Source organism: Bradyrhizobium sp. USDA 3240 (assembly GCF_054063295.1).
In genome coordinates, this window is record NZ_JBSSGD010000002.1 from 7129864 (window position 1) to 7141154 (window position 11291).

The window sequence follows — 11291 nt, forward strand, 5'->3', positions numbered from 1 at the left end:
CACTGTGACAGCCGAGACCATTATCCAGAGTTTGGCGAGCGGCCTCTTGATGGGGCTGCTCTACGGACTGATCGCCGCAGGCCTCGCATTGATCTTCGGATTGATGGACGTCGTGAACTTCGCGCACGGCGAGTTCCTGATGATCGCGATGTACGTGACCTTCTTCCTGTTCGCGTTCTTCGCGATAGATCCCTTGCTTGCGGCGCCTTTGGTCGCCGCGGCATTGTTCGTGTTCGGCGCGGTGGTCTACCTGCTGGTGGTCCGCTTCGCGATGCGCGCCAAGGCCAATGCCGGCATGGTGCAGATCTTCTCCACCTTCGGCCTTGCAATCGTGATGCGGGGCCTCGCCCAGTTCTTCTTCACGCCGGACTACCGCAGCGTCACCAACTCCTGGGTCGGCGGCAAGACGATCTCGATTGGCGGCATCTATCTGCCGGAGCCGCAGCTGATCGGCGCGATGCTGTCGATCGCGGCCTTTGTCGCGCTCTACTTCTTCATCAATCGCACCGATTTCGGCCGCGCGCTCGAGGCGACACGCGAGGACGCCGGCGCGGTGGCGCTGGTCGGCATCGACAAGAACCGGGTGTTCGCGCTCGGCTGGGGCCTTGGTGCCGCGCTGGTCGGACTTGCCGGCGCCATCATGGCGATCTTCTTCTACATCTATCCCGACGTCGGCGCGTCGTTTGCGCTGATTGCCTACGTCACCGTGGCGCTCGGCGGCTTCGGCAGCGTGTTCGGCGCCTTTGCCGGCGGCATCATCGTCGGCCTGGTCGAGGCGACCACCGCGCTGATCCTGCCGCCGTCGCTGAAATCGGTCGGCATCTACGCCGTGTATCTCCTGGTCGTCTTCATCCGCCCGCGTGGCCTGTTCGGATCGATGTGATGGACACCCACTTCGCCCAACGCCGCAGGCGTGACCTGATCGTGGCGGCCTGCCTTGCAGTGATCGCAGCGCTGGTGCCGCTGTTCGTCAAGGACGTCTACGTCCAGAACATCATGGTCCTGACCCTGATGTATGCCGCACTGTCGCAGAGCTGGAACATCCTGTCCGGCTATTGCGGACAGATCTCGCTCGGGCACGCGCTGTATTTCGGGCTCGGCGCCTACACCACCGCACTCTTGTTCACCAAGTTCGGTGTGCTGCCGTGGTTCGGCATGCTGGCGGGCGGGGCGATCTCCGCGGTGATCGCGATGGCGCTCGGCTATCCCTGCTTCCGCCTGCGCGGGCATTATTTCGTGATCGCGACCATCGTGATCGCCGAGATCGTGCTGCTCCTGATCCAGAACTGGGATTGGGCGGGCGCGGCCCTCGGCATCGATATCCCGGTGCGCGGCGACAGCTGGCTGAAATTCCAGTTCACCCGCTCCAAGCTACCGTACTTCTATTTCGCGCTGGCGCTGGCCTGCATCGCCTGGCTCGTCACCTGGTGGCTGGAAGATTCCAAATGGGGCTATTGGTGGCGCGCGGTGAAGGATAATCCCGATGCGGCCGAAAGCCTCGGCGTCGTCGTGTTCAATTCCAAGATGGGCGCGGCGGCGGTCTCCGCCTTCCTGGTCGCGGTCGGCGGCAGCTTCTATGCCCAGTTCGTCTCCTATATCGACCCCGAAAGCGTGATGGGCTTCCAGTTCTCGCTGCTGATGGCGCTGCCCGCGGTGCTCGGGGGTATCGGCACGCTGTGGGGGCCGGTGCTCGGCGCCGTGATCCTGATCCCGCTCACCGAGCTGACGCGGTCCTTTGTCGGCGGCTCCGGCCGCGGCGTCGACCTGATCGTCTATGGCGCGCTGATCGTCGCGATCTCGCTGGCACTGCCGAAGGGGCTCGTCAGCGTGTTCGGCATGCTCTCCGGGCGCAAGGAGGCCGCGCGATGACGGCACTCCTGGAGACTCGCGGCGTCTGGCAGCGCTTCGGCGGCCTCGTCGCCAACAGCGACGTCTCGATCTCGGTCGGACGTGGCGAGATCGTCGGCCTGATCGGCCCGAACGGCGCCGGCAAATCGACGCTGTTCAATTTGATCGCGGGCGTGCTGCCGCCCACTCAAGGCTCGATCATCTTCGACGGCGAGGATGTCACCCGCCTGCCGGCCGCCGAGCGCTGCCAGCGTGGCGTCGGGCGCACCTTCCAGGTGGTCAAGAGCTTCGAGACCATGACCGTGGTCGACAACGTCATCGTCGGTGCGCTGATCCGCAACACCAAGATGCGGGTCGCGCGACAGAAGGCCTATGAGGTCCTCGAGTTCTGCGGCCTTGCGGCGCGCGCCGGCAAGCTTGCCGCCGACCTCGTCCCGTCGGAGAAGCGCCGGCTCGAAGTCGCCCGTGCGCTCGCCACCGAACCGAAGCTGCTGCTGCTCGATGAAGTGCTGACCGGGTTGACGCCGGTCGAGGCGCAGACCGGCGTCGAGCTGGTGCGCAAGGTCCGCGCCACCGGCGTCACCGTGCTGATGGTCGAGCATGTGATGGAAATCGTGATGCCGCTGGTCGACCGTGCCATCGTGCTCAATCTCGGCAAGGTGCTGGTCGAGGGCAAGCCAACGGAAGTCGTCCGCAATCCGGAAGTCATTTCTGCCTATCTCGGGGATCGTCATGCTATCGGTGCGTGAAGTCACCACCGCCTATCAGGGCCTGGTTGCGATCTCCTCGGTGTCGATCGACGTCACCAAGGGCGAGATCGTCTGCGTCGCCGGCGCCAATGGCGCGGGCAAGTCGACGCTGCTGAAATCGATCGCCGGCGCCGAGCGTCCACGCGCCGGCAGCGTCACCTTCGACGGCAAGCGGATCGACGGCCAGCCGCAGCACGTCATCACGGCAGGCGGCATCGCCTTCGTGCCGGAGAACCGCCGGCTGTTTCCGCGACTCTCGGTGCGCGACAATCTGCGGCTCGGCAGCTACCTCTATCGCAGCCAATCCGACCGCGATGCGCCGCTCGATCTGGTGTTCCAGCTTTTCCCGCGGCTCGGCGAGCGGCTGGAGCAGCGCGCGGAAACCTTGTCCGGCGGCGAGCAGCAGATGCTCGCGATCGGCCGCGCGCTGATGACGCGGCCGCGACTTCTGATGCTCGACGAGCCGTCGCAAGGCATCATGCCGAAGCTGGTCGACGAGATCTTCCAGGCCGTGAAGCGCATCCGCGACGCCGGCATGACGGTCCTGATCGTCGAGCAGCGCATGGCCGAATGCCTGGAGATCGCCGACCGTGCCTACATCCTGCAAACCGGCCGCGTGCTGATGCAGGGCACCGCGGCCGAGATCACCGGCAATCCCGACGTGCGCAAGGCGTATCTGGGGCTTTAGCCTTCATTTCACTGCCGTAGCCCGGATGAGCGAAGCGACATCCGGGGCCGTATTTCCCGCTACGATGCGCTCGGTTGACCTCTCGCCGTGGCGGCAGCGATCAGCATCTGTTCCACAATTCCATCGAACTCGCTTTTTCCTATGGGATCGGTCGCGGCAAGCTCGTCGTATGTTCTCGTATTGGGAAGCCACCAGCCATGGTGGCGCCCCGCCTCGTGGAGAACACGGGCTGCGGCTTCGACCTCGACCAGCACGGGCCGTCTTGGTGCGCTCATCGCTAATGCCCGTGTTCCGGCAGCGTCAGCCCGAACACCTTCGTCAAATCCGCCACCTGTTCGGGCGAGAGATAGCGCGGATTCAGGCCGCGCAGCAGCAGATAGAGCTTGGCGGTTTCCTCCAGCTCCTCGGTCGCGAACACCGCCCCTTCCAGCGTGTCGCCGGAAACGACGGGGCCGTGATTGGCGAGCAGCACCGATGAATATTTCCCGGCCAGCCCCCTGATCGCGTCGGCAACGGCGGGGTCGCCGGGGCGATAATAGGGCACCAGCGCGGTCTGGCCGCATTTCATGACATAATAAGCCGTCATCGCCGGCAGCGCGGCGCGCGGGTCGATCTCGGGCAGCATCGAAAGCGCGACCGAATGGGTCGAGTGCAGATGCACCACCGCGCCGGCGCTGGTGCGCGTCTGGTAGAGCGCGGTGTGCAGCGGCACTTCCTTGGTCGGGGCGTCGCCGGAGATGAGACGGCCATAGGCGTCGAGCCGCGACAACTTCGCCGGATCGAGGAAACCGAGCGAGGCGTTGGTCGGCGTCACCAGCCAGCCGCCGTCGTCGAGCCGGACGCTGATATTACCCGAGGAGCCCGGCGTCAGCCCGCGCTCGAACAGCGAGCGGCCGAAGCGGCAGATGTCCTCACGAAGCTTTGTTTCGCTCACCTGGTTTCGCCTCGCCGCAATCCGCTTTCCACTTTGTCTCATGCTTTGGCAGCACGGCCAAGCCGTGTTAGGCAAGCAGCAACGAGCATGATCCGGACCCGGCAGGCCGCGCCAGCGAAAGGCGGGCCGCGCTAGCGAAAACCAAGCCGGTGTTCCGAAAATGCTCAAACAACTAAAAATGTTCGAGGATCGCCGCATGTCCAGTTCCGCAACACCGCACGTCGCCGTCATCGGGCTGGGCTCGATGGGATACGGCATGGGACCTCGCTCAGGCGCGCCGGATTTGTCGTGACCGGCTGCGACGTGTCGGCCGATGCCGTCGCGCGCTTCGTGGGCGACGGCGGTAAGGGCGCTAAAACACCGGCCGAGGCGGCCAGGGATGCCGACATCGTCGTCAGCGTCGTCGTCAATGCGGCGCAGACCGAGGCCATCCTGTTCGGCAAGGACGGCGCCGCCGAGACCCTGGCGAAGGACGCGGTCTTCATTTCCTCGGCGACCATGGACCCCGATATCGCGCGGCGGCTGGCCAAGCAGCTGGAGGCGACCGGCCGGCATTATCTTGATGCGCCGATCTCCGGCGGCGCGCAGCGCGCGGCGCAGGGTGAATTGACGATCCTCGCCTCCGGCAGCGCGGCGGCGTTCGCAAAGGCGCGGCCGGCGCTGGATGCGATGGCGGCAAAGCTCTACGAGCTCGGCGATGCCGCAGGGCAGGGCGCCGCGTTCAAGATGATCAACCAGCTGCTGGCTGGCGTGCATATCGCGGCCGCCTCGGAGGCGATCGCCTTCGCCGCCCGGCAGGGCCTCGACATCCGGAAGGTCTATGAGGTGATCACGGCCTCCGCCGGCAATTCCTGGATGTTCGAGAACCGCATGCCGCATGTGCTCGATGGCGACTATGCGCCGCGCAGCGCGGTGGAGATCTTCGTCAAGGACCTCGGCATCATCCAGGACATGGCGCGCAATGCGCGCTTTCCGGTGCCGGTCTCGGCCGCGGCGCTGCAGATGTTTCTGATGACATCGGCGGCCGGCATGGGCCGCGACGACGATGCGTCGGTGGCGCGGATGTATGCGCAGGTCACCGGCACCAAGCTTCCCGGCGCAAAATAAGAGGATTCTGCAATGCCCCGCTTTGCCGCCAACCTCACCATGATGTTCAACGAAGTCCCGTTCCTCGACCGCTTCGAGGCGGCGGCGAAAGCGGGCTTCACCGCGGTCGAGTTCTTGTTTCCGTACGACCATCCGGCCGACGAGGTCGGCAAGCGGCTGAAGGCTGCGGGGTTGACGCAAGCGCTGTTCAACCTGCCGCCAGGCGACTGGAACGCCGGCGAGAAGGGATTTGCGGCGCTGCCGGATCGCTACGCCGACTTGCAAGCGAGCCTGAAGACCGCGCTGCCTTATGCGCAGGCGACCGGCGTCAAGCGTGTGCATCTGATGGCCGGGATCGCCGACCGCAGCGATGCCAAAGCGGTTGCGGCGTTTCGCAAATCGGTCGCGTATGCCGCCGAGTTCTTCGCGCCGCATGGCCTCGACGTCGTGATCGAGCCGATCAATCCGCGCAACGTGCCCGGCTATTTCCTCAACGACTTCATCTTCGCGCGCGACCTGATCAACGAGCTTGATATCGCGAACCTGAAGCTGCAATTCGACATCTACCACTGCCAGATCATCCATGGCGATGTCACGATGCGGCTGCGCGAGATGATGCCTGTGATCGGCCACATCCAGATCGCCTCGATCCCCTCGCGCAACGAGCCCGACGGCGAGGAGCTGAACTATCCGTTCCTGTTCGGTGAGCTCGACCGGCTCGGCTACGGCGGCTTCGTCGGCTGCGAATACAATCCGCGCGGCAAGACCACCGACGGTCTCGCCTGGTTCAAGCCCTATGCCGGAGTGAAGCCGTGACGCGCGCCGGAAACCTGTCTCTCGGTTGCATCGCCGACGACTATACCGGCGCCTCCGACCTCGCCAACACGCTGACCCGCGCCGGCCTGCGCACGGTGCAGACCATCGGTGTGCCCGCCGACGATCTCGCGCTGCCGGAGGTCGACGCCGTCGTGGTGTCGCTGAAGAGCCGCTCGATCGAGGCCGGCCTTGCGGTGACGCGTTCGCGCGCCGCGGAGGCCTGGCTGCGCGACCGCGGCGCCGGGCATATCCTGTTCAAGATCTGCTCGACCTTCGATTCCACCGATGCCGGCAATATCGGTCCGGTGATGGACGCGCTGCGCGCCGATTCGAAAGACGCCATCGTGCTGGTGACGCCGGCCTTCCCGGAAACCGGCCGTACCGTGTACCAGGGCAATCTGTTCGTCGGCTCGGTGCCGCTGAACGAGAGCCCGCTGAAGGACCATCCGCTCAACCCGATGCATGATTCCAATCTGGTCCGCGTGCTGGCGCGCCAGAGCAAGACCAAGGTCGGCCTGGTCGATCTGGCGACGCTGAGCCGCGGCACCGAGGCGGTTCGGGCCAAGCTCGCCGAGCTCGCGCGCAGCGGCATCGGCGCTGCTGTCGTCGACGCGGTGTTCGATCGCGACCTCGAAACCATCGGCCAGGTGGCGCTGGATCACGGTCTCTCGGTCGGCGCTTCCGGCATCGGGCTTGGCCTGGCGCGGGCGCTGGTCGCCGCTGGAAAGGCCAAATCGGCAGCTGCGAATGCCGTGACTAGCGCCGCGATCGGCGGGCCGGCCGCCTGCCTCGCCGGCAGTTGTTCGCAGGCGACGCTGCGTCAGATCGCCAGCGCCGAGAAGGTGATGCCGGTCCTGCACCTCGACCCCGAGCGGGTGATTGCCGGCACGGACGAGGCGCAGCGCGCGCTCGCCTGGGCCAAAGAGCGGCTCGGCATGGGTCCAGTCCTGATCGCCAGCAGTTCGACTCCTGAGGAGGTGGCAGCTCTGCAATCCCGTCATGGCCGTGATGCGGCCGGACATGCGATCGAGCAGGCGATGGCCGACATCGCCGAGGGTCTGGTGCGGTCGGGTGTGCACAGACTGGTGGTCGCCGGTGGTGAAACGTCGGGCGCCGTGGTCGATCGCCTTTGTATCCCGGGATTCCTGGTCGGGGCGGAAATCGCTGCGGGCGTGCCGGTTCTGCGCGCGGTCGGCGCTGGAAAAGGCGAGATGGTGCTCGCCCTGAAATCAGGCAATTTCGGCGGGCCGGAGTTCTTCTCGGACGCGCTGGCATTGATGCCTTGACGCGCTTCTCGCACATCATGTCACGGCGGTGACGGGTAACTCCGTAGTTCAACGGGGAACCAAATTAACCCTACTTAAGGAGGGGGGCTGGCTTTGATATGTGCGGCGCACCGCCGCGCCATCAGTCTTCTTTCCGCACGAACGGGCCTCGCGAGCCCGGCACCCAAGAGACCCCACGATGTTCGCCAAATTCTCGATCCGCGCCAAGATCATTGCCGCGGTTGCGTTCCTGCTTGTCGCGTTGACGGGCATGGGCCTGCTTGCAGTCTGGAACATGCGGGCGATCAACGCCAGCACCGTCGACATCACGACCAGCTGGCTGCCGAGCGTGCGCGTGCTCGGCGAGCTGCGTGCCGGGGTCATCACCTACCGCAACGTGATCCGCGAACACATGCTTTCGGAAACGCTGGAAGAGAAGCTGGCCGCCGAAAAGACCCTCGCCAGCGTCGTCGAGATGAACACAAAGGCCCGCGCCAAGTACGAGCCGATGATCACTTCACCCGAAGAGCGGGCGCTCTACCGACAGTGGTCCGACACCTGGGACAAGTACCGCAAGGGCACTGAAGAGGTGATGGCGATCTCGCGCAAGGAGGCCGGCAAGCTTCCGCATGAGGCGCATGAGCTCAATACCAAGGTGGTGAACAAGATCGGTCTCGAAGCGGACGAGATCCTGAACAAGGACATCGAGCTCAACAACACCGGTGCGGACAAGGCCGCGCAGGATTCTGCCAACAATTACAGCTCGGCACTGATGATGGTCGCCATCTTGCTCGGCATTGCCATCCTGATCAGTGTCGGCGTCAGCTTCTACACGGTTCGTGACATCTCGTCAGGCATCGCCTCGATCGTCGCGCCGATGCAGGCGCTGGGCCGCGGCGACCTCACCGCGCAAGTGCCGCACCAAGGCGAGAAGACCGAGATCGGCGCCATGGCCGACACGTTGCAGGTGTTCAAGGAAGCCCTGGTCGCCAAGAAGGCCGCCGATGAGGCCGCCGCCGCCGACGCCGAAGCCAAGATCGAGCGCGGCCGCCGGGTCGATACCATCACCCGCAATTTCGAGCAGATGATCGGTGAGATCGTGCAGACCGTGTCGTCGGCCTCGACCCAGCTCGAAGCCTCGGCCAGCACGCTGTCGTCGACCGCAAGGCGTTCGCAGGAACTGACCACCTCGGTTGCCGCTGCGTCCGAGGAGGCCTCGACCAACGTGCAGTCGGTGGCGTCGGCGACCGAAGAGCTGTCGTCGTCGGTGACCGAGATCAGCCGCCAGGTGCAGGAATCGGCGCGGATGGCCGGCGATGCCGTCGGCCAGGCGCGGACCACCAACGATCGCGTCAGCGAGCTGTCGAAGGCTGCTGCGCGCATCGGCGATGTCGTCGAACTGATCAACACGATTGCCGGCCAGACCAACCTGCTGGCGCTGAACGCGACCATCGAGGCGGCGCGCGCCGGTGAAGCCGGCCGCGGCTTCGCGGTCGTGGCGTCCGAGGTGAAGGCGCTGGCCGAGCAGACCGCGAAAGCGACCGGCGAGATCGGCCAGCAGATCGCCGGCATCCAGACCGCGACCCAGGAGTCGGTCGGCGCCATCAAGGAGATCTCGTCGACCATCGAGCGGCTGTCGGAGATCTCCTCCACCATTGCTGCCGCGGTCGAAGAGCAGGGCGCGGCGACGCAGGAGATTTCCCGCAACGTGCAGCAGGCGGCGCAGGGCACCCAGCAGGTCTCGGCCAACATCACCGACGTCCAGCATGGCGCCAACGAAACCGGGTCGGCTTCGACCCAGGTGCTGTCGGCGGCACAGTCGCTCTCGGGTGATAGCAACCGCCTCAAGCTCGAGGTCGGCAAGTTCCTCGACGCCGTCCGCGCGGCCTGACGCCGGCCGAATCTCTGACCATCGAAAATGCCCGGTCCGCAGGCCGGGCATTTTTCTTTGCGTGGATGCCGCTTTCACGCTCAGTAATTCAACGGAAGACATGATTAACGAACCGTAGGTCCGCGCGCGGTAACCTGCCACAGCGCGACGCGACCACCCGCAAGAATCGCGAAATCCATTCCAAACGAGGCACCGGATGATGTTCCTGGCGAGATTCCGCATTCTCACGAAGATACTGGCGATTGTGGGCGGTCTCTCGATCATCGCCGGGATGCTCGCCTATCTCGGGATTTCCTCGTTGAAATCGCTCAGCGAACGCGGCGTCGTCACCGCGCGCGCGGCGGAACGCGCATTGCTGTCGGCGCAGGCCAACCAGAACGTGCTCGCGATCAACCGCGCCGAATTCCGCAGCGCGCTCGATCCGCGCGACGAGAACCGGCTTGCCGCGAGATCGCTGATTGACGAGCAGTTCAAGTCGCTCGAGGAGCGCATCGCCACGATCAGCAAGACCCAGGATCCGCAAACCATCGCGCTGCTGCCCGGCGTGCGATCGGCGCTGTCGGCCTATCGGGCCCAGCTGAAGCAGACGCTTGACGCGGTCGAGAGCGCGAAGGCGGTGGACCTGACCCAGTCCGCCGAGAAACTGCGCGATGTCGCGATGAAGAGCCGCGCGGCCGCCGAAGAGCTGCAGGCCAGGGTTCGGGCCGTCGCTGACCGCCAGGATGAGCGGGTCAGGGACAACGTCAAGGCCAGTGAGCAGGAATACGTATCGACCTCGGAACTGTTGATTCTGCTTGCTGCTTCGGGCGTCCTGTTCGGGTTGCTGTTCGGCTTCGTCGTCGGTCAATATGGTGTCGCGAAGCCGATCCGTGCCGTCGTCGCGATGCTGCAGCAGCTGGCCGATGGCCGCTATGACATCCCGGTGCACGGCACCGATCGCCGCGATGAGGTCGGCGACGTCGCCAAGACGGCGCTTGTGTTCAAGGACAATGGCCTTGCCAAGATCCGGATGGAGCGCGAGCAGAGGGAAATCGAGGCGCGCGCCGCCGCACAGCGCCGCACCGAGATGCTCCAGCTGGCCGATGGCTTTGAGCGCGCGGTCGGTGAAATCGTCGAGACCGTCGCATCCGCCTCGACCGAGCTCGAAGCGTCGGCGACCACGCTGACCTCGACCGCCGAGCGTTCGCAAAACCTTGCCACCACCGTTGCCGCTGCGTCGGAGGAAGCCACCACCAACGTCCAGTCGGTGGCGTCCGCAACCGAGGAGCTGTCATCCTCGGTCAACGAGATCAGCCGCCAAGTACAGGAATCGGCGCGGATGGCCGGCGATGCCGTCAACCAGGCCCGTGCGACCAATGACCGGGTCGGGGAGCTGTCGAAGGCTGCCGCCCGGATCGGTGACGTGGTCGAGCTGATCAACACCATTGCCGGCCAGACCAATCTGCTGGCGCTGAATGCCACCATCGAGGCGGCGCGCGCCGGCGAGGCCGGACGTGGCTTCGCGGTCGTGGCATCGGAGGTGAAGGCACTCGCGGAGCAGACCGCGAAGGCGACCGGGGAGATCGGCCAGCAGGTTTCCGGCATCCAGGCTGCGACCGAGGATTCCGTGGCCGCGATCCGCGCCATCGGTTCGACCATCGAGCGGCTGTCGGAGATTTCGTCCGCAATTGCCGCTGCGATCGAGGAGCAGGGCGCGGCGACCCAGGAAATATCCCGAAACGTGCAGCAGGCGGCGGAGGGCACCCAGCAGGTCTCGGCCAACATTACCGACGTGCAGCACGGCGCCAACGAGACCGGCTCGGCGTCGACCCAGGTGCTGTCGGCGGCGCAGTCGCTCTCGAGTGACAGCAGCCGCCTCAAGCTTGAGGTCGGCAAGTTCCTCAACGCCGTCCGCGCCGCCTGAGCCGACGCCGGTTCGGCCAAACAGACATCGTTGTCGGGGCAACCGATCCCGGTGTGGTGAGGCGGCCGGCTCACCACGCTCTACATTTTCGCAGAGCAGCGATGCGTTAGC

General features: G+C 65.5%; 10 protein-coding genes and 1 pseudogene. 9 read left to right on the top strand and 2 right to left on the bottom strand.

What is annotated here, in order from left to right; translation table 11 throughout:
* Window positions 1-4 precede the first annotated feature (4 nt).
* The 4 genes from ACVIGA_RS34285 to ACVIGA_RS34300 are packed head-to-tail and all read left to right on the top strand — an operon-like array spanning window position 5 to window position 3285.
* A complete protein-coding gene (locus ACVIGA_RS34285; protein ID WP_223970742.1) occupies window positions 5-883 on the top strand; it encodes a branched-chain amino acid ABC transporter permease in 879 nt (292 codons plus the stop codon).
* The gene (locus ACVIGA_RS34290; protein WP_456669492.1) at window positions 883-1869 is read left to right on the top strand and encodes a branched-chain amino acid ABC transporter permease; all 987 of its coding nucleotides are present in this window, start codon (window positions 883-885) and stop codon (window positions 1867-1869) included. The genes ACVIGA_RS34285 and ACVIGA_RS34290 overlap by 1 nt, the downstream gene beginning before the upstream one ends.
* Window positions 1866-2597, top strand: a complete 732-nt coding sequence (locus tag ACVIGA_RS34295; RefSeq protein ID WP_456669493.1) for an ABC transporter ATP-binding protein — start codon at window positions 1866-1868, stop codon at window positions 2595-2597. Before ACVIGA_RS34290 ends, ACVIGA_RS34295 begins: the two co-directional genes overlap by 4 nt.
* Window positions 2581-3285, top strand: a complete 705-nt coding sequence (locus tag ACVIGA_RS34300; protein ID WP_456669494.1) for an ABC transporter ATP-binding protein — start codon at window positions 2581-2583, stop codon at window positions 3283-3285. Before ACVIGA_RS34295 ends, ACVIGA_RS34300 begins: the two co-directional genes overlap by 17 nt.
* A 59-nt stretch (window positions 3286-3344) precedes the next feature.
* On the opposite strand, the gene ACVIGA_RS34305 is transcribed toward ACVIGA_RS34300, so the two are convergent.
* Together ACVIGA_RS34305 and otnC are read right to left on the bottom strand one after the other, a co-directional pair.
* Window positions 3345-3539 (bottom strand): hypothetical protein, encoded by a 195-nt coding sequence (locus ACVIGA_RS34305; RefSeq protein ID WP_456669495.1) that lies wholly within the window; start codon window positions 3537-3539, stop codon window positions 3345-3347.
* 23 nt (window positions 3540-3562) lie between these two features.
* Complete coding sequence (gene otnC / locus ACVIGA_RS34310; RefSeq protein ID WP_456669496.1) at window positions 3563-4261, bottom strand: 3-oxo-tetronate 4-phosphate decarboxylase; 699 nt, start codon at window positions 4259-4261, stop codon at window positions 3563-3565.
* 154 nt (window positions 4262-4415) lie between these two features.
* Here otnC and ltnD point away from each other — a divergent pair.
* The 5 genes and pseudogenes from ltnD to ACVIGA_RS34335 all read left to right on the top strand — a co-directional run bounded on the left by ltnD (window position 4416) and on the right by ACVIGA_RS34335 (window position 11180).
* A pseudogene (gene ltnD, locus ACVIGA_RS34315) lies at window positions 4416-5326 on the top strand (L-threonate dehydrogenase).
* 12 nt (window positions 5327-5338) lie between these two features.
* Entirely contained in the window at window positions 5339-6121 is a 783-nt protein-coding gene (gene otnI / locus ACVIGA_RS34320) for a 2-oxo-tetronate isomerase (RefSeq protein WP_456669497.1), read from the top strand.
* On the top strand, window positions 6118-7407 hold the full coding sequence (otnK, locus tag ACVIGA_RS34325) for a 3-oxo-tetronate kinase (protein WP_456669498.1): 1290 nt from the start codon (window positions 6118-6120) through the stop codon (window positions 7405-7407). Before otnI ends, otnK begins: the two co-directional genes overlap by 4 nt.
* A 178-nt stretch (window positions 7408-7585) precedes the next feature.
* Window positions 7586-9277 carry a methyl-accepting chemotaxis protein gene (locus tag ACVIGA_RS34330; RefSeq protein WP_456669499.1) on the top strand — a complete coding sequence of 564 codons (1692 nt, stop codon included), beginning with the start codon at window positions 7586-7588 and terminating at the stop codon, window positions 9275-9277.
* A 196-nt stretch (window positions 9278-9473) separates the two neighbouring features.
* Window positions 9474-11180 carry a methyl-accepting chemotaxis protein gene (locus ACVIGA_RS34335; protein WP_456669500.1) on the top strand — a complete coding sequence of 569 codons (1707 nt, stop codon included), beginning with the start codon at window positions 9474-9476 and terminating at the stop codon, window positions 11178-11180.
* Window positions 11181-11291 lie beyond the last annotated feature (111 nt).